The following is a 24,126-nucleotide window of genomic DNA, read 5'->3' as shown; positions in this document are numbered from 1 at the left end:
TCAATTTACATTTTGACCAAAAATCCTCAGCTCGTTTATTATACAATTGGGTTTTTCATTAAAGACTCCTTCGGAAGAAAAGCGCATATAGCGAACGGGGGGCAGATCCAAATCAAAGTCAAAAGCAAACCCTGCCGAGAAGTACTCTTTATCGGCCTGTGTAAGGGTTTTTTGGCCGGAAGGAATGGGTGGGCACAGGAATCTTCCCAGGCAGATCCAGTCGCCCACTACAGCGCCTTTTGTAGCGCCCATGGGTAATAGCGCATCTTTTGGCAAGGCCACATTGGTACCCCAGAATGTCCACTCTGTAGGATTTTCATTATCCCAGGCAAAATTGTAGGTAGCCCCTGTTCTTCCATATAAGATATAGCGGCTTAAGCGAAAGCTGGCGCCAAGGTCAAAAGTACAACTAACCGGAAATGCCGCGGAAAGTCCCCGCCAGCAGGCAGCTGCGTCATTGTTCATGGCCAGGTTATCATTAAACATATTGGTTACCGGCCAGGCGGCGTTGGCGTCTGAAAGCATGGGATAGGATTTTGTAAGACCAGGTCCCGTAATTCTTTTTTCAAAAAAAGGCTTCACCCATTGAAACACAGTATCCGAGCTATTGCCAAACCGGTCCATCGTTACAAATCCCCAGTAGTAATTAACAGAATCGTATCCCCTTACGGTATTGGACACCAGCGTATCGGTGCCAAACTTCTGCGCTACGGGCCGCATGTACCGGTATAAGGAATCATACTTCAATATGGCCACACCCACATTGGCTTTATTTTCATTTCGAAGCATCACGTTAACACCTCCAAAAGTGGGATTAATGGCAATTTGGTCCCGGGCAAGCAGGTAGGCCGGACGGGTTGGGTTTACCGTTACTTTTACCGGGGCCGAGCGCACATTAGCGCGGCTCACAACGGCCAACGCCACCTCGTAGCTGCCTTCTATGGCAAAGCCCTCCACCGTAAGCGTGTTCTTATAAAAACTTGAAACCGATTGGCGGGTAACCCCGGGTCTTATTTCGTAAGACGCTTCTACGAACAAAATATTATCTGATGGCGGCAAGGTGTAGGTAAGCGTGGCACCTCCCGCGCCATTCTGTACCTGAACATCAGACACCTGGCCGGGAGACGTGGCATCCGTTGAAACCACCGTGTTATAATCCGTGGTCTTCCTGCATGCCTGCAATACGATAACGCAACAGGCCAGTATATATAACTGTTTCATATTTTATCTTTTTACCAATAAAGGTTTTGTACTAAATATTCATTATTCAACAATAGCGACTCATGTAGCGGCCAGAAGTAGTTTTTTGCAGCGAGGGAGGGCACAAATTTATTGATGATCTTATAATAATCCGCCGCCGTGGTGGTGCCGATATTGCTCCATCCCTGGCAGGGGCCGGAATTGGCCTGCAGGTATTCCTTCCACCTCCGCAGGTCCCATCCTACTTCGCCTTCAAAACAAAGCTCAATGCGGCGCTCCTGATGAATAATGCTTCTTAACCCATCTTTAGTTGCAGGTTTATTGGGCTGTGTAGAGAAGTTTTGCCAGGACTCCAGCACGCCCTTTAGCCCCGCACGAATCCTTACGGAATCGATATAACGATACACTTCGGCACCGGGTCCTTTGGACTCATTTAATGCTTCCGCATAAAGCAGCTGCAGGTCGGCAAGACGCATCATGGGCGGATAGTAGCCTGCTTCATCTGTAACAGACGAAGAAAGCCGGGTTTGATAGTTAACCAGTTTTTTAGGCCAGTAGCCTGTGTAGCTGGAGTGCTGGGTAGGCACGGCATCATTGTTGAGCAGGTTGGAAGCAGAAAGAAATCCAAACCCGTACCAGATACCGCCATCAAAGCTCAGATCTGCATAATACCGGGGCTCCCGGTACTGATTTAGATTGGCAGTGGCATACCCCTGCTTTGTATAAAAACGCTGGTCGGCCGTACCGAGCGAGTAGCCATACCGTCCTGAATAATTGTAGTTTTTATCTTCATCGATCGGCACCCCGTTATTGGTGTAAAACAATTCCGCAATTTTTAAAGGCACCGATAAGCTGGCATCGTAGTCCATGCTTGTGGTAATTTTTGCAGCTACAATATTGGGCGCAAAATAGCGCTGCTGCCGGGAACGTACGTTGCCCGGCCAAATTACTTCGGGTATCGAAAATGAAGTAGACCGGTCGAAATTGATGGGGCCCTGTATGGATAATAACAGTTGCAGCGAATCCGGAATGGGGTTTTGTGTATTGGTGGCCTGGTTATACCGGAAGAGCGTAATACTCTGCTGTTCGCATAAGTCCAGTGCTGCCCGGCAAAAGCGTGCCGCCGTATCCCATTTTGCCGCATCGTAGGCTTGCGGAAACAAACGCGTGCCATCCTTGTTGGCCAGTGCACTAAAATCGGGATCTCCGTTAAACAAAGGGCTGGCCTGGAGTACAGCCGCTTTTGCTTTAAGACTCAACGCCATAACCTGAGTAAAGCGGCCGGTTTCATTTTGTAAATCATAGATCATATCGGGCAGGTCGGCCAGCGCTTCATCCGCCAGATCGTAGATATACCGGAACACCTCGTCAGACGGGCTTCTTGGTATTTTTGCAGTTGCTGTTTCCGTAAATACCGGCAGGTTATCCTTTACCAGGGGTACAGGGCCATATTGCCGTACCAGGTAATAATAGTACCATGCTTTTAAAATCTTTGCTTCGGCAACCCACCGCGCCTTTTCGCCGGAAGACAGGTCCACCGGCTTATTCACATTGTCGAGAAAGGTATTGCAGCGCCGGATAGCCGTATACAAATTAGAAAACCAGTTTTGGATGTTGGTGGTAGCCCCTGTTCCATAGGGAGACAGGTACCCATACATTACCCAAAAGCCATTGGGGTTATAGTTGCTTGCAAAATTGACTCCTTTAAGATCCGTTTTCAAAACCAGCTCGCCGGAACTGGTCCAGCCGGCATTGCTTTCCAAAGCCTGCAGGCCCTGGTAGGTATTGTAGCAGGTAAACAGATAGTTTTCCGCCTCGTTCCGGTTGCGGAAAGCATAATCCAATGTAGCCACATTGTCCGGCACAATATCTAGGTATTTTTTGCAGGAACTTAAAATCTGTATTGCTAAAACCAGGTAAAGTATGCGCTTCATTGTATGTTAATTTATGCTTGTCTGAATACCGATGTTAAATGTCTTCTGAATGGGATAGGCAAACCCATTTCCGGCCTGCTCTATATCCCAGGTTTTAAATTTGCTGAACAAAAACAGGTTGAGGCCGCTGGCATAGATCCTGAAGCTTTTGATCCTGTATTTCTGAAGCAGGTTTTGCCGGAGCGAATAGCCAAGCTCAATACTCTTTAACCGGACGAATGAACCATCCCGCATCCACCAGGTGCTTGTCTGACCGTTGTTTAGCAGCTGGGTAGAGGAAGTCACATACCGGGGATAAAGGGCGTAAAGATTCCTGGATGATTCTGACCAGTGATTATCGGCGAAGTCCTGCAGCAGGAGGTTTTTATTGGTATTAACAGATCCGGTAAGGAAGGGGCTTACAATATAGGGATCGATGAAAAAACTTCTTTTACCTGTACCCTGAAAAAAGAAGGCAATATCAAAGTCCTTTATCCTGGCGCTGGGGCCAAACCCATAGGTAATTTGCGGTGTTACGGGGTTACCAATAGGTACCATATCCGCCGTATTAATAAGACCGTCACTGTTTACATCCCTGTATTTAATATCCCCGCCCATGGTGCCGGGGAATTGTGCCGGTGAGTTGGCTACCTCTGCCTCATCTACAAATAAACGTTCGGCAATATATCCCATTTGCTGTCCCAGCAATGAACCTGTGCGGCGCCGCCACGGCTGACCGGGATATGCCGGTTCTTCAAAGTAGCTATATTTACCCTGCGTATAGGTTAAGTTACCGCGGGCGCTGATGGTAACATCATTGCTGATCGTTTTTGAATAGTCTAACTGGAGATCCAATCCTTTGGATTCTGTTTTTCCAAGGTTGGCGCCCACAGCGGCTTCCAGCCCCATCGTGGCGATGGGCAGCCGGTTCTGATAAATATTCTCGCGTTTCTGCTGGTATATTTCCGCCACAATGTTCAGGGAATGGAACAGGGTTAGTTCCGCTGCAAGATTCGTTTGGTAGGAGCGCTCCCAGGTTACAAAGGGATTGGGATAGTTGCTGATGGTAACTCCGGGCCTTGAGTAGCCATTGGTAGCGCCAAAGGAAGCTCCGTTGCCACCATTCAGATTGACGCCCGAAAGATAAAAGAATCTTGACCCGGAGATATTATCATTTCCTACTACGCCATAGCTTCCTCTTAATTTCAGCTTGCTGACAACTGCAGCAATGGCCGACCCATCCCAAAATTTTTCGTTAGAAACGATCCAGGCAGCGCCGGCTGTTGGGAAAAACCCGAACCGGTTATTTTCAGAAAACCGCTCCGATCCGTTATACCCAAAGTCAAAAGTTGCGGTATACCGTTTATCATAGGTATAGGCCAGTCCACCCGAATATACCAGGTTGCGGAAGGGCAGGCTGGATTGAAGGGTAAGATCCGCGCCCTTGTTGCTGATCGTTTGCTGCTTCCAGGCAATAACCCGGCCGCTTACAGTATGCAGATTTCCAAAAGTACGGTCGTAGTTAAGAAATGCCTGCAGGTTGCTTACTGCATTTACATCGCTTCCGCTGCGGGCATAGTCCAGGTACTCTGTTGCCGCTCCGGGCGACGCATTCAGCCAGGACAACTGGTATACCTGTGTAAGCGGGTTATAGTTATTGGGCAGCACCGTATAATAGAAAGGCCTGTACTGCCGGGTGGTAGAAGTGCCGGATGTACGCCGCAGCTGCAGGTTGCCGGAGAACTTTAAACCCGGGGTAATGAATTTCAGATCCTGGTTGAGCGACAGCTGCACATTGATGGTGGAATTAACGGTTTGCGTATATCCCCGCAATAATTGCGCATAAGGGTTGACGCCCAATTCAGCGGTATTCCCAAATAAAACATGCTGGGTATAGGCGTTGGCAGAGTCCGGTGCATAGTACGCGGGAAATCCTACGGGATCCGTGCGCATGGCTAACGCCCACATATCAGTAGTACCATTTGCATTGCTGGTTAACGGGCCATTGTAGTCGTCAAATATACCATTCATCAGCAACGACAATTTTGTACTTTTGGTTACATTTACATCGATATTTGTTCTAAGCTGATAGTTCTGCAGCTTTACATTGTTATTAAAATTATTTACGGGACTTACTTTAAGAATACCATTATCCAGGTTATAGGAGCCCGAGATAAAATAGGTAGCTACCCCGCCTCCGCCACTGATGTTCAGATTGGCTCTTTGATTATTGGTACGATTTTTAAACAACATGGAAAGCCAGTCATTGGCCGGGTATACATAAGGATTGCCATCCGGAGCTCCCTGCATGGTTTGACGGGTAAAGTATATTTTATCGGCTGTATAATAATCCCCGGCTGTTGGATTACGGGTGGTTGTAGCTTCATTATACCCCTGCATAAACGCAACCGGATCGGCAATTTTCAAACGCTGTGTGGGCGCCGAAATCGAATTTTCCAGCTTCATGTAAAAATTAGGTTTTCCCTCCCTGCCCTTTTTTGTGGATACTAATATTACCCCGTTGGCGCCCCGGGCCCCGTAAAGCGCGGTGGCCCCGGCATCTTTCAGAATAGAGAAAGATTCAATATCATCTACCTGAAGCCGTGCAAGATCGGTGGCGGAAGACTCCATATTATCGATGATGATCAAAGGAGAACTGGCATATCCAAAAGTAGTTACCCCCCGGATAAAAAATTCTGAATTATCATACCCCGGCTGCCCGTTGGGCTGGTAAGCCACAATGCCCGCCACCTGGCCTGCCAATGCATTGGTAAGATTGCTGGAGGGGATCCGCAGGTTCTCCGGTTTGACCGTTGTTACAGAACCGGTAACCGCCTCACGCATTTTCTTTTGTCCAAATGAGGTTACCACCACCTCCTCCCCGGCATTGATGGCGGCATTTTTTAAAACGATTATAGTAGCCGTATCCGGCTTCCCGGATACCAAAAGCGTTTGTGACACAAAGCCCACAAATGAAAAACTCAGTGTTGTTCCGGAGGCAACATCCAGTACAAACCGGCCGTTGACATCTGTTGCTGTAAGCGCCGTTTTTGTACTGTTATCAGAAACCGTTACGCCCATCAGGGGCACCCGGGTAGAATCCAGAACAGAGCCCACCACTGTAATTTTACCCTGGCTATACGAAAACAAACACATTACGATTCCCAGTATCATGAATATGATTTTGGGAGCTCCACCGCATTTTTTAAACATAATATTTGGCAACTTTTAGTTAGTAATCCTGATCCTATTATCCGGTAAAACACAACAACTCCCCCCGGAGGCAACGGCGCAAAACCGCTACTCCAGTATGATTGTCATTATTGTAAGCCAGATTATTTCAGCAGCTCGTTTAATGATTGACGCAATCTAAAAAAACAACCCGTTATTATTTCAATGCAAAATAAGGGAAGATAGTATATTCAAATATTCTTAATATACCCCAACACTTACACTATTCTAACATTAAAATAGTTTTCATGAATAATAAAGGAATGAACGCATCATTTAATGACATTGCAATATTATTACCAAAAGCCTTCATCATTGAACCGGCTTCGCCATTGTAGATTCCAATTCAAAAAGAAAGCTCTCGGGTAATAGTTTTTTAACTGCGCTACCTATGACTTTATCCATTGCAACGCCCATAAAATTGTGACCGCCCTGCCCAGCGTTTTGAATGGCTAGTTTATCTTTTTCGACATACAGCAGAAAATTATGCCGTAGTGGATTATAATCCCCGGTCCCAAATTCTCCATTTTCATTTAAATATTTGCCATCCAGCATATTTACTATTTTATACCGGTTTGTAGCATAGTTATATGTAATCATCCATTCCTGTCGCGCAGGCATATTGACATCTCTTTCGGAAATAAAGACAGGACGATTATTTTCCGGGGCAGCGTTTTGAAGATTGGATAAATATTTTCCTCCATATTTGATCAGATATTTTCCATCCGGAACAATCGGCCTGGGAAAAATATCCGCCCGGTAGCCATAAGTTGCTTTATATGTTTTTATCAACGTATCCTTAAACCAGTTCAGGAAAGGAAGTACCACCAGATTTGCCGGTTTTGGATAAGCCGTGGCCCGCGATCCTTTATACCCGCGGGAACTAACATCTGCCTGTTCCTTATCGAGTAAAGCTAATTTCTGATACTCATTGATAAATGCTACGCTATCCTTTACCACCAACGCACGCCACATCGATGTCATAGCGAGGCCTTTTTGCGCCATTATATCAAACACCTTTACCCAAGGTTGTATTTCATCACGCATGGGGATATTATCCGAAGAAGCCAACAACGCAGCTGATGCCTTTCTGAAGTTTTCAAACTGATGTATCAGTTCTGCAATCGGTTTCTGTGCGCCATAATCCGCTTTAAAACCGGCAACAATCTTTTTAAATGACGCTGACTCATTATCATTCCTGATAAACTCCCCCGGATTTAAAGCCTGGTTATTTTCACAAAAAACGCGGAAAGCTCCTGTAGTCCCGGGCATCAGATATTTCAATGCTTTTTCCCAGGAAGCCCTGGCATCATAAGCGCCCATGTTCCAACAATAATCGGCAATACTAAACAATGCTACTTTTGAGGCTTCTGCATATTCCATTGGATTAGAGACAAAACCTGATAATTGCGGTGCAATATCCTGCCCATTATAATCCACAGCCCCCATCAACAAGCGTTCTACACTATAATCCGTTACCGGGTAATTCCACCATATATAGGCTTTGCGGCCTATTCTGGGATTGATCCAGTCCATCGTCTCCCTATCTATTTGACGTATTACACTTTTACCCGTCCACATAATGCGGACACTGGAATCCATTTCCGTTTTTAATATATTCAGGTAATCGCCCTTTGTACGGCGTTCGTTGTACTGTGTAGGACAGAGAATAAGCGAATGAACATCCGGCATTTGTTTTACAAAATTTTTATTCAGGTAGTTCATCATTTTTGCCTGATTTGCTGCATCGGCACCTATTCCGCCAATATCATCAAAGAATACGGCAAACGAGCGTACTCCTAATTCATACATTTTTCTAAACTTGTTTACACAGGCTTTAAAATCGTCAACAACATCATCGCCGTCTTTGTCATCCCAACTTATATTGTTACCCGGATGAACCGCCCATATAAAGTTTACCTTATTTTTATGTGCAGCATCAATCAATTTCTTCATATTCATTGCTTGTTCCGCCGGGTAAGGATCCCGCCATTTGGTGCCAAAGCCATGATAAGGATCATCTTTAGGTCCATATATATAGGTATTCATTTTATTGTGGCCCATAAAAGCGAACAGGCGCAGGCGATCCTGAAAAGAATAAGGGTTACCATAGAATCCTTCTACGATACCACGTGCCGCTACATTGGGGTAGTCTTTTATGGTTACGGGTAATATCCTGGCACTTGCCGTTAATTGTAAAAAAGTTTGCACGCCATAAAACGTGCCGGCATCATCACTGCCTGCAATAATTACTCTTTTAGGAGTAATACGCAGAAAATATCCTTCCTTTATATTGGGTATTTGCGCATCAATATCGCGAACATTAGCATCTCCTTTTTTGCCAATAGATATTTTAACACCGCTCTTGCCGGTTTTCACGTTTTGCATCAAAAGCCCTATGGCATCCGCATCTGCTGTTTTTTTACTGTCAATATAGTAAGTAACAGGACGGCTAAATGTCTTTTTACCAAATAAGGCAGATTGTGGAACCGGCGACAATGAAATCTGTTGTCCAAAAAGTGGCAATGCAAAAAAGAAACATGCACACAAACAAAGAATGTTTATTTTCTTCATAATATTTAAAAAGCAAGCTACATTGCTATAAGACCCCACCAGAATCCTCAATGCCGGCAGTATTGTAGTGGCGGGGAAAAAGCTGTTGTTTAAATTAAAACTTCATACCGGCAGCGAACCCCGCTCTGCAACCTTTTAATTTATAACCAGGAAACAGCAAGGTTAGCAGCCGTTGAACGGCCGAACGGCGACTCAGCGAATGCACTTTTGACCATCAGGGACCATAAATCATCTCTGGTTGCCCACTAATTTCTCTGCATCGGTATCCCGGTACTGCGTTATCAATTCTTTTAAGCGTTTCATAAGCCCCGCCTGTATGGTTTTGTAAGCAGGATCGTCAAATATATTGCGCATTTCATGCGGATCTTTTTCCAGGTCGAACAATTCCCATTTATCGGCCACCTGGTAAAAACGAATCAGCTTATACCGGCTGGTACGCACTCCAAAATGTGGAATCACTGAATGTTCACCGGATTCATAATAATGATAATAAACGGCATCCCGCGCCTGCTGTTCCTTGTTTTTAAACAGCGGCAGCATCGACTTTCCCTGTATTTCTCCCGGTATCTTCACCCCTGCCAGCTCCAGTGCCGTGGGCGCTATATCAATGTTCATGACCATATCCTTATATACCGTACCGGGTTTTATAACCCCGGGAAAACGCGCCAGCATGGGCGTTTTGAACGACTCTTCATACATAAACCGCTTATCGAACCAGCCATGCTCTCCCATATAAAAGCCCTGGTCCGACAGGTAGATCACCAACGTATTGCTTGCCTGGCCTGTTTTATCAAGATAGCTTAGCAGCTCGCCTATATTGCGGTCCAGAGAGGCCGCCGTGGCAAGATAATCTTTCATGTACCGCTGGTATTTCCATTCGGTAAGCGCTTTGCCGGACAGGTTCTTTGAAATAAATTCTTTTTCTATTTTTTTATAGTAGGCACTATATACCTTCTTTTGCTCGTCATTCATCCGGTTATAGTTTTCTGCCCCCATAATATCACTGGTCTGCATCACCTTCAGATCATAGCCCAGCCGCAGCGTTTTTTCGATGCTCATATCCTGATGCGCCGCGGCATACCGGGTGTCATAGTTGTCATAAAAATTATCCGGCAGGGGAAACTGTTTTTTATCAAACTTCCCCAGGTCCTGCAGATCGGGCATCCATATCCGGTGCGTAGCTTTATGTCCCACTACCAAACAAAAGGGTTTTGAGGCATCGCGGGAATCCAGCCATTTTTCTGCCAGTTCCGTAGTGATATTGGTCACATAGCCGGTACGCCTTACAGTTTCACCGCTCATCGTAATAAAGTCCGGGTTATAATAATGCCCCTGCCCCGGCAGTATCTCCCAATAATCGAAGCCCTGCGGTTTGGTATCCAGGTGCATTTTACCAATCCAGGCCGTTTGGTATCCTGCCTTTTGCAGCCGTTTTACAAACAGGTCCTGGCTGGCATCAAATTTACTCAGGTTGTCCTTAAATCCGTTTATATGACTGTATTTACCGGTTAAGATACAGGCCCGGCTGGGGCCGCAAATAGAATTGGTTACAAAGGCATTGCTGAAAACCGCTCCTTCCTTTGCCAGGCGGTCGATACCGGGTGTTTCCATCATCTTACTTCCGTATGCTCCAATGGCCTGGAAGGCATGATCATCAGAAACAATAATGAGGATATTGGGCGGCTGGGGCTTCCGGATTTTTTGAGCAAAACCGGTAACGGCTAAAAGCAGCGCGCCACCGATAAAAAAGAACTTTTTAAAACTAAACTGCATTGGTCGTTGTATTTGAATTATTCACTGTATTCCGGTCTCCTATGGGTTCTTCCTGCTGCTGCTATTTTTGTGCAGCCGTTATTTGCCCCGGCTCCCGGCACTCTGTACAGGGGGTCTTTGTAAGATCGTCCCCTAATGTTTTACGATACTTAACGGCCACATCCATGAGCGCCGCCACCACTTCGGGATTGGCTTTTTGTACGTCCTGTGTTTCGCCGGGGTCATGGGCCAGGTCGTACAGTGCCAGGGGCACCTGCGCATCTGCATAGCCCCCGGGAAATCCGTTCTTGCCCGGCATATAGGTTTTATAGGTTTGTCCCCGGTGCGGGAATACCAGTTTCCAGCTTCCCTTGCGAACGGCCTCCAGGTTATTGCGCCCGTAGTAATAGGCCAGCTCATCCCGGGGATTAGCGCCGGCTTTGGCAAACCATAATGAGGCTATATCCACTCCGTCAATTTTATTTTTGGGCAGGGGCGCTCCGGCGAGGCGCGCCAGTGTAGGCAGCAAATCCATGGTAGCCGCAAGATTATTGCAGATGGTGCCCGCAGGTACCGTTCCCGGCCAGCGCACAATACAGGGCTCCCGCTGGCCACCCTCCCAACTGGATCCTTTGCCCTCACGCAGGCCGGCGGTGTTGCCGGCATGGTCACCAAACGTAAGCCAGGGGCCGTTATCACTGGTAAAAACAACCACGGTATTCCGGTCGATCCCCTGTGCCTTCAGGGTCTTCATGATCTCACTTACCGACCAGTCTACTTCCATCATCACATCTCCAAACAAGCCGGCGCCGCTTTTACCCAAAAAGCGGGGCGATGCGGCAATGGGCACGTGTACCATGGAATGGGCAAGGTATAAAAAGAACGGATTTTTTTTGTTGCGTTTTATAAAATCGCAGGCCCGTTCGGTATATGTAGCCGTAAGCGTACCCTGGTCCTCCAGTGTTTTAATATACCGTACCGGCCGGTCGCCCTCCAGTAAAGGCAATGGAGGATATTTGAATTTCCGGTTGGCCGTGTCTGTAACAGGTTTACCGTCATAGTTTACCGGCCACATATCATTGGAGTATGGCAGGCCCAGAAACTCATCAAAACCATAATGCACCGGCAGGAAAGGCGCTTTTGCTCCCAGGTGCCATTTACCCACCATACCGGTACGGTAGCCGGCCTTCTTTAACGTGGAAGCGATGGTTTCTTCTGCCGGGTTTAATGCCAGTGTGGCCCAGGGCATCAAAGCCCCGTGTATGCCTACCCGGTTGGGATAACAGCCCGTAAGCAGGCCTGCCCTCGAAGCACTGCACACGGCCTGCGCTGCATAAAAATTGGTAAACCGCATACCTTCTGCAGCGAGTTTATTGATAGCCGGGGTTTTGTAATTAACTCCCGCATAACACTCGGGATCGCCATAACCCATATCATCCATAAAAATGATGATCACATTGGGTTTTGTTTTTCCCTGCGCGTGCAACCTGCTGCCTGCGCTCACAAAAAATAATACCATTAGAAAGAAACTTAATAAAAGTCGCATATCCTGTTTTTTAAGATGGAATCTATTTCCCGGATAACGGAAAACAAATAATAAAGCTGTTATGATCGAAGTCTGTGTGCAGCACATCGCCCTTCCCCGGCTCCTTTATAGAGGCTGCGGCAAATAGTGCCTGCAGGTTGCCCCTGTTATCCTGCAAGAGGAAAGGCCGCTCCAGATGCGTCAGTTCCGTTGCCGGCCTTCCTTTTATTTTTAAGGTACGCATGGACACAAGGGAATGTTTAGCTGCCTGCCAGTGCAGTCCGTCTTCCGAAGTAACCAGGGCAAGGGCCCCAAACTGGGGTGCCAGCACTTTATCATTCGAATAATACTTTACAATGGCATAAAAGCGTTTTCTTCCCCGGTCGTACCACAGGTACGGATCTTCACAGGCCAGATCGGCCGTTGTAAATACCTGCCCCAGCAAACGGAACGGCTGATCGGGCTGCTCACTCACCGCCATCCACATCGTCATGTGCCCCACATTGGGTTTGCGCGATTTAAACATCATATAGTACCGGCCATCCGGCCCCTGCGTTACGCTGGGATTGGTGGTCACTTCAAAGGTATGTTCATTGTCCGGTTGCATCAATGGCTGCGGCAGCTTTTTATACCTTCCTTCTACAAGATCCTTAATACTGGCCGCCTTTACAACACCTATCTTTTGGGTGCAATTATATTTGAGCCAGTGCAGCCAGTCTTTACCCACCTTGCGGTTATCCGAAAAATGAAAAGCGGGGTCAAAGGAATTGCTGATATAATAAAGGTAGTACTGATTGCCAAATTTCCGGATCTGAGGGTTATGCATGGTGTACCGGTCCCAGCTGCGGGAATCCCCCTCGCCTTTCAGGATTGTTTTAACATAGCGGTAAGGGCCGGTAGCCTGGTCTGCCACAGCATAGGCTATTTCCGAATATTTAAGCCAGCCGCTAAAGCCGTTAAAGATGCCATTCATTGGGTCGTCATCCAATGCCCGCTTACCATGGCTCCACCGGGAGTAGAACATGTGATAGCGCCCATCGGGTCCTTTGATCACGCTGCTGCACCAGTTATAAAAAGAATCGGCAACAAAGAGCTGCCTGGCCCCTACCTCCTTTGGCATACGGCTTTGCAGGTCCAGGTTATCCTGGGCATAAAGCCTTGTTCCGCAGAGGAACAGGAATATAAAAAAATAGCAACAACTTTTCACTGGTATAAAGCTTTTTTAGTCCTTTCTTTAACGCAAAGGCCATATTACTGCGCAACGTCCTTTGCGAATTCTTCACGCACCGCGTTCTGAGTTTGGTTCCATTACTTATTTTCCAATGATCGCTATGCCCTCCGTGTTCTTATTGAGCTCCAGTACGATCACCGAATCATTTTCATCGGGCAGCTGCTCCGGCAGCTGCAGTGCTATGCCTCCTTCATCCTGCTGAAAGTGCACCCGGGGGCCTCCCAGAAACCGTGCCTTCTTTATTTTATAGCCCGGTATCGCTGCCAATTTAAGCTGTTCTCCAGGTTTCTGAAACAGGTGCAGGTAGATCTTCTTTCCCTTGCGGGTAGTGGCAAATACCTTGTTGGGCTGATAGGGGCCGCCTTTGGTATTATAGATGGCTTCTCCATATTTTTTGATCCAGGCGCCAATCTCCCGCAGGCGCAGGACCTGCCGTTCCTCAATACGACCATCCGGCATGGGGCCGATGTTAAACAGCAAATTGCCATTGCCTCCTGCTGTGCTGGCCAGGGTTTGAATACATTCCTTTAAAGATTTCATTGCATCGCCGGGCTTCCATGCCCATTGACGGCAAAGTGTAATGCAGGATTCCCAGGGTGTGGTCATATTTAAAGCCCCAATTTGCTGTTCGGGTGTTGCATAATCACCTACCGATTCCTCATTCAATAAAGTATGCTTACCTTTTCCCAGACGGTTGTTGATAACCACATTGGGATCCAGCTTTCTTAAAAAATCATAGATCTCTTTTCCATCAGCCAGGGTCCAGGGAGCTTCCCAGTTGCCATCAAACCAGAGCATATACGGATGGTAGTTGGTTACCAGCTCTTTTAGCTGATCTTTCATGTATTGTACAAACTGCGGCATATTGGCCTTTGGATCGGGTACTTTGTTGCCATCATTGTGCAGGGGATAACGGCGGTCGTACCAATCCAATACGGTATAATAAATACAAAATTTTATACCGTACTTTTTGCAGGCTTTTGCCAGTGCCCCTACCACATCCTTTTTATAGGGTGTATTCATGATGTTATAATCGGTATAAGCCGTTGGCCACAGGCAAAATCCATCGTGATGTTTGGCTGTGATGGTGAGATATTTCACTCCGGTTTCTTTTGCCGTTTTTACCCAGGCATCGGCATCAAAATCCACCGGGTTAAATTGCTTATACAGGCTGTCGTAGTCGCTTTGGGTTACTCCATGGTTCCGCGACCAGCCGATCTCTGTACCGCGTAAAGAAACCGGTCCCCAGTGAATAAACATTCCAAACCGCTTACCCATAAAATCCTCCATCGTCTTTTTACTGATAGTACTGTAGGGTTGAGCCATCAGTAAACTGCTGCTCACCAGGAGCAGTAACCCGATTAATTTTAGCTGCTTCATTATTTACGTTGTTTTAAAATTATCGTTGAAGTTGTGTTGAGCCTGTTTAAATTTTAATCAACAGAAGATATATGATGAATTTTAAAACATTAAGAAGTGAAGAGTCATTAAGCAATATGCTCACTTAACTATTCTTAATGCCTTAAAGCTTTAAGAAAAATAAAATTTCAGACAGTTTCGTTATTAAAATCATTTGTGGTTATTACGGATACGGATATGGTATCCCTTTACAGCAAAAAACAATACATACAAATAGCAAAGCGCCGGGAATATAAAAGACCAGCGGATACCCACCTGGTCCGAAACATAGCCCATGGCCGGCGGTACCAGCGCCCCGCCTACGATCCCCATAATTAGCAGGGATGAGGCCGTTTTGGTATGCCGGCCCAACCCATCAATGCTGAGCGTAAAAATAACGGGGTACATTACCGACGTCAGCAACCCGATCAGCGCCAGCAGAAACAGGGACCCATAGCCGCCGGCCAGCAGGGCCACCGTTACCAGCAGGAAAGCGCCGCCTGCAGAAATGACCAGCATCCGGGGCGCCGCTATTTTTTTGAGAACATAGGCGCCCCCCAGTCTGCCGGCCAATACCAGCCCCATAAACAGGGATATAAACAATGCCGCCTTTTGCTGGGTCAACCCGGGTATCCGGAGCGACTGGGCATAACGTATGAGGAAGCTCACGATGCCCACTTCGGCGCCCACATAACAAAATACGGCACCCACCCCCAGCAGGAGATGCCGGTAATTGAGAATGTCTTTAAACGTATAGCGGCCCGTGCCTTCTTCTTCGCGGATGGCGGGCAATTTGATAAAAATGAGCAATATGGCCATAGCAAAGAACAGCAGTGCCAGCGAAACATAGGGCAACTTTACAAGATTGGCTTCCGCTGTAAGAAACGCCTGCAGCTGGCCGGGCGTGTAGTTTTGTATGGCCGATTCCGGAATATCCTCTTTGTGCAGCAGGAGCAGCGACCCTATATAGGGAGCAACGGTAGCCCCTACCGAACCCACGGCAGCCGATAAGCTTAACCGGCTGGAAGCTTCCCCCGGATCGCCAAGCCGGGAAATATAAGGTGTAGCCGTTACTTCCAGAAAGGTGAATCCTGCAGCCATAATAAACAGGGCCCCCAGGAACAAAGGATAATACCGGATCTCTGCCGCAGGGAAAAAAAGTGCAGCGCCTGCAGCCGCTATCAAAAGCCCCGTAACCATACCGGCCTTGTAGCCCCTGCGGTGAATAAAGATCCCCGCAGGCAGGGCCATCAGAAAATAAGCGCCAAAAAAAGCAGACTGCACCAGCGAAGACTGAAAATCGGTAAGCTGGCAGGCGCGTTTCAGATGCGGGATCAGGATATCATTGATATTGCGGCTCATATTCCAGAAGAACATGAGGCTCATAACGATCAACAACGGCACCAGGAATGCGGAGCGTTTTGATGAAGAAGAGGTATGCACTTGCAAGCCGGTTATTTATAAAGTTTAAAAATTTGTTTCATTTCCACCCAATGTTCCTGCGGTTGGGCAAAGGGGAGCTTTTGCTGAAAAGTATCCATCAGCGCGGCCCACTCCTGCTGGCGGGGCAGGGTGGCCATGCGGGCAAAGCCTGCCTGCAGGTCAAAATCATCCCCCGCCTCCAGGATCATCATCAGCCGGTTGCCGGCGCGGTAAATATCCATCGCCTCAATACCACAGGCCCGGATGCCTTCTAAAATCTCCGGCCAGATGCCATCCTCCCGGTGATGGGCCTCGTACAGGGCAATAAGCCCGGGATCATTCTTCAAATCCAATGTTAAGCAAAAACGCTTCATACGATCATTATTTTAAGGATCAATTAATGTACAGGAGCTACCGGCCTCCTGTGGCGTCTGGTATCTTCCGTCTACGATCTTTACCGGGTGCACAAACTGTTTTTGCAGGTGGGGTATATGCTCCAGGAACAACGCTTCATGCCCCAGCCGGATATGATTGAACAATACCAGGTGCTGGTGCAATTGTCCCATATCTCCCACATGCGGTACCACCGGAACACCAAACTTCCTGCACAGGAGGCTTACGGTAATAAATTCGCTTACGCCACCCAGCCTTACGGCATCGGCCTGCATAAAGCCCGCACACTTTGCCTGCAGATAGTTTTTAAAGATGATCCTGTTGGGCACATGCTCACCAATAGCCAGCGGAACGGGCGCTATAGCTTTGGCCAGCACACGGTGCGCCTCAATATCATCCGGGTGCGTGGGCTCTTCGATCCAGTAAGGATTCATCGATCGCAATGCGGTGCAGATCTTCAGCGCTGCGGGCAATGTCCATTGCTGGTTGGCATCCAGCATTACTTTTACACCGTCCCCCGCCGTTTCCCTTACAATATGCGCCCGGCGGATATCCCGTTCGGCTTCCCCGGATCCTACTTTTAATTTCAGGGCATTGAATCCCCTGTCGATGGCTTTACGGCAGTTTTCGCGCACCTTTTCATCATCGTAATTAAACCATCCCACAGAAGTATCGTACCCGGGATAGCCTTTTTCAAGAATGGGTTCCCGCTGGTGTTGGGTGGCTTCCTCCCCGCGGATCAGGGCCAGCGCGGTTTCCCGGTCCAGCAGATCCTCCAGGTAACTCAGATCCAAGGTGGCTACCAGTTGTTCCGCGGTAAGGTCTGTAAGCAGTTTCCACAACGGTACTCCTCTTTTTTGCGCCCACAAATCAAAACAGGCATTGGTAACGGATGCCAGTGCCAGGTGCACAACCCCTTTATGAGGGCCCAGCCAGCGGAACTGCTGCTCGTTGGATAAACGGTTGAACAAGCTGCCAAAATCGGCCATAACGGCTTCAATATCCAATCCCTTTAGCCGGTCGGCATAAAATGCCGCGGCCTTGCAAACCAGGTCATTCCCCTCGCCCAGGGTAAAGGCAAAACCCGTTCCTTTTACTCCCGAGTCGTCTGTTAGCTCTGTAACCGCATAAGAATAGACAGGGTCTCTATGCACTGCATCGCTACCTGCACCGCCGGACAATGCAAACCGCCGGTCCCGGATCGTTATATTCCGAATCATATATCGTAAATCATTTATTTTATAAAACTCCTGTTCAGTGTATACTTTTGCATATACAGCTACCGTCTGTACCCCAGCTCTGCCCCACCGCCAACGGGCAAAATGCATCCGGTAACAAATCGTGCCTTATCCGATACCAGATATACACAGGCATCGGCGATTACATCCCCCTCCGGGCAATAGCCCAGCGGATGAATATCATCAAGGTATTTTTCAATTCCGGCGGTGTCCGGTTGTTCTGCAGCCCAGCTCCGCAGCAAAGGCGTCCATACGCCGGCAGGGGCCACTGCGTTGACCCGGATCCCGTAGCCGGCATAATCCAGCGCCATAGATTTGGTAAGGGTATTGATAGCCCCCTTTGTAGCCGTATACGCAGCATGATGCGCCTGCCCGATCTGCGCTACCATACTGCTGGTATTTACAATACAGCCCTTTGACTCCTGCAGGGCCGGCAGTCCATACCGGGTAGTGAGATAGATACTGAAAACATTGACATTCATGAGGGCATGCCACTCCGCCGTTGAAGTTTCATGAAGAGGTTTCGATGGCGATGCAATTCCTGCATTGTTATGGATGCAATCGATCCTTCCGAAATGCTGCAGAATCTGCGCTATGGAAACTTTTACCTGCTCTTCATCAGACACATCGCAATGGAGGCCCAAATGCCGGGCACCTATTTCGCCCATCACCAGTTCCAGCTCCTTTTGCTGCACATCCAGCAGGGCTACGAGCGCCCCTTCCCTGATATAGGCTTTTACACATTCATAGCCGATACCGCTGGCGCCTCCTGTAACAATAATGACCTTATTTGATAATAGCATGGCAATTTTTTCGTTCCCTGCAACAAAGAAATAAAATAATCGCCAGCAATTCAGCCATTGTATGTTCCATTACCTACACTATTTTACCATCTATTTTATATTTTAACATTTAAAAGGAATATCTTTAGCATTATGAAACCGATACTCCTTAAGATCACATCAGGACCGGCCATTTCTTTTAGTGCACGATCCGACAGCAAGTCTTATAAAAACAACAGCTGGCATTACCACCCGGAGTTTGAACTGATCCATGTAATAAAAGGAGCGGGAACATTATTTGCCGGAGATGGCATCCATTATTTCAGAAGCGGCGATCTTGTGCTTATTGGCAGCTACCTGCCGCACTACTGGAAATTTGACAGTTTATATACCACAGATAATCCGGAAAAATCCTACATTGAGCTTACCCAGTTCCGGGAAGATTTCTGGGGAAAAGACTTCCTGTCCATACCCGAAAACCAGAAGATAGCCGCGCTCCTTGAAAAGAGCAAACAGGGCCTGGTGCTTAAGGGTACAAAGGCAGATACTGCCAAGGAGGCCCTGACCAATCTGATCGCTGCTACAGACACCAAAAGGATCATCCTTCTGCTTGAACTGCTAACCTGTTTAGCCGAATGCAGGAAGCCCGGCAGCATTTCATCGGCGTACAAAAGCGACAACCTTTTTACCCAATCGGAACGAATCAACAAGATCTATAATTATACCCTTCAGCATTTTAAATCGCCGATCTATATTAAGGAGATAGCTGCCTTAACCAACCTGACCGAAAATTCCTTTTGCCGCTATTTTAAGTCCTGCACCCGCAAAAGCTATACACAGTTTATTGCAGAATTACGGATTGGTCATGCCTGTAAACTTTTATCCGAGGGACAAAAAAGCATTAAGGAGATCTGCTATGAAAGCGGGTTTAATAATATTACCCATTTTAACCGGTTGTTTAAACGCATGAAAAAAATTCAACCCAATGAGTACCGGAAACTGATCAATAACTGAGGGGTTCAGGGCACCCTATTTCCCGCTGATCCGCGCTGATGGCTTCGTAACTATCGCCCCAGTCATCTGCGGTTCATCAGCGTTATCTGCGGGCCGTTTTTACCGATCACTAATGCCGTTGCGATAACCAGCGGAACGCAGCCATGCTTAAAAGCTGTAGTTCCTTTCAAAACCAGTGGAAGCCGCTCCGGGAAAGAGCTGTTAGTAAGGAGATCCAGGATCCGCAACCAAAGATTTCCACCTTTTGTCCCCAGTAAATTTTCTGCCGACTTTTTAAGCCCGGTATTTCGATAATTTTACGCCAGGCATCGGATGCGTTTTGCATGCCCTGCCGGTTAAACGCATTACATAATGAATATTGCTGCTTTATTTCCGGAGTTTGAATATGGCCATGCGCAGCTAAACAAGTTTGTTGAAGCAGCGGGCTATTTTACCATCCTGCTTAAATCAGGAGAGATCATCCATTTTTCGCCGGAGCGCCCGGAAGAGTTCCGGCAATGGCTGCATATACACAATATCGCCGATATTAAAACCGCCAACTGATTGAAGGCGACAGGCATCTACCGCGGGTATCAAACAGTTAGCATATCATAGACGACCACCCGCTCCCATAAGTGGCTGCATTTTTCAACAAAGGCTGTATGGATGGGATGCGCCTGGTAGGCATCCTGGTCTGCCGTACTGTTAAAATACATCAGCTCTGAAACCTGGAAGCTATTGTCTACTACATCGCGTTTGATCGTTGAAGCAGGCGTGCCAATTAACAGTTGTCGTACCTGCGGCACCGCCTTCAGGGTCCTCAACCCTTCGATGAGCGCTTTTTGATCTGATGCCGATCCGGGGTTCTTTAACCAAAAGAAAACATGATGAATCACCTGCTGTTTTGCCAAACCGGGGTAATGACCGATCATGACCGGCGCAGCCGCCAGCGTTGCGGCTCTTTTTATAAACTTCCTCCTGGTATTGATATGTCGCTTTTTGTGTTGCATAATTTTCAGCTACTAAATTCCTGTACTGGAATAAAGATAGGCATTCCCCGTAAAAAAGTCTACGCGGCTCCGATAGGGCCGGAATGCTCACCAGTCTGAGCAATAATATCAGATTTATCACAGATGCTCCTAATACATCATCCCAAACAGCCACAACGGAACTTTGGTACCCACACCATACTCTATGTCATCCGCAGCTACCAGGTAGCGGTTCCCTTTTTTTACCTGTTGCGCGGTTTTGCTTTTTCCTCCCACTTCCACATATACACCGTTCACCACAAAATCACCCGAGGCCGGAAGTGTAACCGGGAACTGCAGGTTACGGAGCTGGTTGAGCAGGAATGTTTCCCTGATAGAGCCGATATCGGGTGTTGCTTTCAATGCATAAGCCAGGTTGGCATTTTCCAAATATAATTTTTCGGGTTTTTGCAATACAGAAACGCCTTTACCCTCTGCCATCAGCAGGTTCAGCAGCCGTGCATTCTCCAGGTACCGGAGCCAGGCATAGATGGTTTCGCGGCTCACATCAAGCTTACGGGCCAGTGAGGCGATATTGGGCTTAAAAGGAACGGATTCCGCCAGAACACCCAGCAGTTTTTTTATTTTAAAAGCGGTACCGGCATTGTATCCCTCAATGGATGCCAGGTCTGCTTCAATAACCGTATTGATGACCTGTCCCAGCCTTAAAGGAACGTCATCTGCTTCTCCTTCGTTGAATACCGGCAGGTATCCATAACGCAGGTATTTTTTAAACCAGGGCAGCGGCTGTAACTGTTTCAACACAGCACTGCTCATTTCCCGGTGATGTTTCAGCATATCGTTCCAGGTATAGGTCTCCAGCATTGAAAACCCCTGTAGCACCAGAAATTCGCGAAAAGAAAGCCCCGGGAGCTCATAACTGATCACCCGCCGGCTTAAATCAGCCTCTCCCTTATAGATGTCCAGAGCCGATGAAGAAGAAAAGACTACCCTTAATTTTGGATAACCATCGTAAATATTCTTTAATTCTCCTGACCATCCGGGATATTTATGCACTTCATCAATAAACAGGTACCGGCCTCCATTTTTATAGAACGTGTCCGCCGTCTCTACCAGGTTATGTGTATAAAACCAATAATGATCGGCCGTCACATACAACATTTCTTCTTTGGGCCGCTTCAGACGGTAACGCATATACTGCAGCATCAGGGTGGTTTTGCCCGATCCCCGGGGCCCCTTTATGGCCAGCATCCGTTGCTTCCAGTTTATTTTATCGATGAGATAACGGAAAAAATGATCCTCCACCTGTTCCATCAGATTGTCATTAAATTCATACAAAATATCCATAAATTGTACTTTAATTAGCACAAAAATATACAAAAAATGTCGTATGAAAATGACATTTTTAAATCACAACCTTATTCCCATCGGCACCTTACCGGGCATCGCTACATGATGAGCAGCCGGTTCCTTATAAAATCCTGGCGTATTTTTTCCTGTTCCAGCCTGCCACCATGGTACTTTAGTATATTAAAGGCCGCCCGTTCTTCTTCGGTGAGCAACTCTAAATCTGTTATTTTGTAAGGATGCCCCTGCCCGCCTATTTCTGTTTCATGCGCCAGAAGCGTGGAGCTATCCATAAAAATACTCTTCAGGTTCGCGTATTGATTCCGCATTAGCTGCAGCATACGGTATCCGTCTTCATCAAGATCGCCCCAGTAGTAGAGGTCTGCCTGGTGAAAAAGGGGAACGTCTTTGATTTTATTAGCAGCATAGCCCTTGCTAAAAATTACCAGGGCCCCTTCTCTTTCGGGAAGCAGGTATAGATTTGTTTCATTTTCTACCAGCCAGATTTCTTTTAGCCGCCAGCTAACCTGCTGCAGGGTTTCAATTGAAACGCCTGCAACTCCGATACCATGCATATATTGTGCTGCCAGTCCGCTATCCAGCCAACGTAACGTATACAATTTTTTCTTTGTCTTTAATTCCAGCATCTGCTCAAGCGTATCGCCAGCCATATAGCAACCGGGCCGAAGCATCGCTAATAAGGATGCAACGGTTTGCTTGTGAATTTCAATAAACTTTGTGTGAACGGGTACGGGAATGCTGCGTATATAGTGGTTCCGAACATCGTGAAGTAGTAAATAGTCAACAACCCGCATAATACCAGGCCAATCGTCCTTAAGTTGTAAAATTTTTTCGGGGTTAGCAAGCAGGAACGGTTGAATCCCCGGCTGCCAGCTTAATAGCTGTTCGACAAGCAACTTAAAAACCGCGGCTTCCCGATCTTTTTGCAACAAATACAAATAATCATTCTCTTCCTCCACAACAATCTTCCCGGGCCATGCCTGTCTGCCAAGCCTGCGGCTATCCCAATCCTCCCAATGGATCGTCCAGCCCGCTGTCTGTGCGGTTTTTTCCCGGCTCCTGAATTGTGCGATTGCCTGATGTAATTCAACAGCAGTTGCAGGTTTCTGTTTACCGCCTCTCAGATCAATCGGATCAAATGCAGCGCCCGCAATCACATCCTTGAGATATTTTTTATACAAGCGTTCCAACTGAAGAAGGTACAATTCCGTCATGAGTGTGCTTTTTACGAACCAGTCATTTTACTTCCGTGTAAAATTACAACACTGGAATTGATGGAGCAATTTGAATCCCCAAGGATCCTATCTTATGAACACAGATAGTATTTATTTGAATCATGTAGTGTCGTTTGGCCCGCAGATCACCAGGTGTTAAACCCACTTGTGATATTGACCCCGGAACCAACCTGTACTGGTCAAGGGATAAAAATCTATTCGCTATAAGAAACCGTTTTTTAACAATGACTTCAGGAAATGTAAAATAATAAATATCCAATGTAAAATGCAAAACCGGATTCCGGCAAGACCGACAGGCTCTTTTTCCTAAAACAAATACTTCTTTTTCATTTTACATGCTTCATTTGATGCCCGCCCGGTACGGGCAGGTTTTACATTTATACTTCGTCCCGATAAACCCTATCGTGTGGACACATTTTTTGGGGTTGTACCGGGCGATCATTCTGTAGTTGTGCCCGCAGGGTGCTATATGCAAAGCCCCCGGCTTTAGCCCAATGTCATTTAGTTAAGCTCATATAGCTCTTTTATAGTTTGTAAAAGTTTGGTATTTGCCTGTTAGCCGTTTTGCCTTTCTGGACCGCTGGTACTGCCTTCCCGGCCTTACTGGTTCAAGGTAGCGCTCAAATTTTTTTTGTATACGGTATAATAGTTCTTCAGTATCGGCCGACAGAAAGAGCTGCACTATATCATATTTTAATGATGCAAAACTTATGTTCCTATTAATCCTATAAGTGTATTTTCTTTCCTGGTTTACCTGCCGTAAATATTTACAGGATTGTTTTTCAATAAGGCTTTGCAGGTTGGCAACAAACAAGCCTGCCGCATAATCCTGCTGTATGCAAATTACCCTGGTGCCGCTAAATTGTTCCATCTGCTGCTTAT

General features: G+C 47.1%; 18 protein-coding genes. 2 read left to right on the top strand and 16 right to left on the bottom strand.

Features of this window, described 5'->3' with window-relative positions; translation table 11 throughout:
- The 12 genes from GGU45_RS14330 to GGU45_RS14275 form a co-directional block, all read right to left on the bottom strand.
- A complete protein-coding gene (locus GGU45_RS14330) occupies positions 1-1,221 on the bottom strand; it encodes a DUF4959 domain-containing protein (RefSeq protein WP_435225819.1) in 1,221 nt (406 codons plus the stop codon).
- 11 nt (positions 1,222-1,232) lie between these two features.
- A complete protein-coding gene (locus GGU45_RS14325) occupies positions 1,233-3,134 on the bottom strand; it encodes a RagB/SusD family nutrient uptake outer membrane protein (protein WP_435225817.1) in 1,902 nt (633 codons plus the stop codon).
- 6 nt (positions 3,135-3,140) lie between these two features.
- Entirely contained in the window at positions 3,141-6,287 is a 3,147-nt protein-coding gene (locus GGU45_RS14320) for a SusC/RagA family TonB-linked outer membrane protein (protein WP_435225815.1), read from the bottom strand.
- Between the two features lie 369 nt (positions 6,288-6,656).
- A complete protein-coding gene (locus GGU45_RS14315; protein WP_435225813.1) occupies positions 6,657-8,918 on the bottom strand; it encodes a beta-N-acetylglucosaminidase domain-containing protein in 2,262 nt (753 codons plus the stop codon).
- A 228-nt stretch (positions 8,919-9,146) separates the two neighbouring features.
- Positions 9,147-10,691, bottom strand: coding sequence for a sulfatase family protein (locus GGU45_RS14310; protein WP_435225811.1), 1,545 nt, complete (start codon positions 10,689-10,691; stop codon positions 9,147-9,149).
- A 61-nt stretch (positions 10,692-10,752) separates the two neighbouring features.
- Complete coding sequence (locus GGU45_RS14305) at positions 10,753-12,216, bottom strand: sulfatase family protein (protein ID WP_435225809.1); 1,464 nt, start codon at positions 12,214-12,216, stop codon at positions 10,753-10,755.
- 22 nt (positions 12,217-12,238) lie between these two features.
- Positions 12,239-13,402: a glycoside hydrolase family protein gene (locus GGU45_RS14300; protein WP_435225807.1), complete on the bottom strand. Its 1,164-nt coding sequence runs from the start codon at positions 13,400-13,402 to the stop codon at positions 12,239-12,241.
- A 105-nt stretch (positions 13,403-13,507) separates the two neighbouring features.
- Positions 13,508-14,806 (bottom strand): alpha-L-fucosidase, encoded by a 1,299-nt coding sequence (locus GGU45_RS14295; RefSeq protein WP_435225805.1) that lies wholly within the window; start codon positions 14,804-14,806, stop codon positions 13,508-13,510.
- Between the two features lie 189 nt (positions 14,807-14,995).
- On the bottom strand, positions 14,996-16,267 hold the full coding sequence (gene fucP, locus GGU45_RS14290) for an L-fucose:H+ symporter permease (RefSeq protein ID WP_435226145.1): 1,272 nt from the start codon (positions 16,265-16,267) through the stop codon (positions 14,996-14,998).
- Positions 16,268-16,278: 11 nt separating this feature from the next.
- Positions 16,279-16,620 carry an L-rhamnose mutarotase gene (locus GGU45_RS14285; RefSeq protein WP_435225804.1) on the bottom strand — a complete coding sequence of 114 codons (342 nt, stop codon included), beginning with the start codon at positions 16,618-16,620 and terminating at the stop codon, positions 16,279-16,281.
- A 12-nt stretch (positions 16,621-16,632) separates the two neighbouring features.
- A complete protein-coding gene (locus GGU45_RS14280) occupies positions 16,633-17,859 on the bottom strand; it encodes an enolase C-terminal domain-like protein (protein ID WP_435225802.1) in 1,227 nt (408 codons plus the stop codon).
- Positions 17,860-17,918: 59 nt separating this feature from the next.
- Positions 17,919-18,680: an SDR family NAD(P)-dependent oxidoreductase gene (locus GGU45_RS14275; RefSeq protein WP_435225800.1), complete on the bottom strand. Its 762-nt coding sequence runs from the start codon at positions 18,678-18,680 to the stop codon at positions 17,919-17,921.
- A 132-nt stretch (positions 18,681-18,812) separates the two neighbouring features.
- On the opposite strand from GGU45_RS14275, the gene GGU45_RS14270 reads away from it, so the two are divergent.
- Both GGU45_RS14270 and GGU45_RS14265 read left to right on the top strand, forming a co-directional pair.
- Positions 18,813-19,673, top strand: coding sequence for an AraC family transcriptional regulator (locus GGU45_RS14270; RefSeq protein ID WP_435225798.1), 861 nt, complete (start codon positions 18,813-18,815; stop codon positions 19,671-19,673).
- Between the two features lie 351 nt (positions 19,674-20,024).
- The gene (locus GGU45_RS14265) at positions 20,025-20,216 is read left to right on the top strand and encodes a hypothetical protein (protein ID WP_435225796.1); all 192 of its coding nucleotides are present in this window, start codon (positions 20,025-20,027) and stop codon (positions 20,214-20,216) included.
- Positions 20,217-20,245: 29 nt separating this feature from the next.
- Here GGU45_RS14265 and GGU45_RS14260 read toward each other — a convergent pair whose 3' ends face one another.
- From GGU45_RS14260 to GGU45_RS14245, 4 genes are all read right to left on the bottom strand, one after another.
- Complete coding sequence (locus tag GGU45_RS14260; RefSeq protein WP_435225794.1) at positions 20,246-20,662, bottom strand: Dabb family protein; 417 nt, start codon at positions 20,660-20,662, stop codon at positions 20,246-20,248.
- Between the two features lie 129 nt (positions 20,663-20,791).
- A complete protein-coding gene (locus GGU45_RS14255) occupies positions 20,792-21,988 on the bottom strand; it encodes an ATP-binding protein (protein WP_435225792.1) in 1,197 nt (398 codons plus the stop codon).
- Between the two features lie 101 nt (positions 21,989-22,089).
- Positions 22,090-23,223 (bottom strand): Wadjet anti-phage system protein JetD domain-containing protein, encoded by a 1,134-nt coding sequence (locus tag GGU45_RS14250; protein ID WP_435225790.1) that lies wholly within the window; start codon positions 23,221-23,223, stop codon positions 22,090-22,092.
- A 532-nt stretch (positions 23,224-23,755) separates the two neighbouring features.
- Positions 23,756-24,126 (bottom strand): hypothetical protein (locus GGU45_RS14245; RefSeq protein ID WP_435225788.1); only part of this gene is annotated, 371 nt, incomplete at its 5' end.

This window comes from Niabella hirudinis, from assembly GCF_051201075.1.
In the GTDB taxonomy this organism is placed as follows: Bacteria; Bacteroidota; Bacteroidia; order Chitinophagales; family Chitinophagaceae; genus Niabella; species Niabella hirudinis.
The sequence above is the reverse complement of the archived record's forward strand: the minus strand, read 5'-3'. Positions and strand labels throughout refer to the sequence as shown.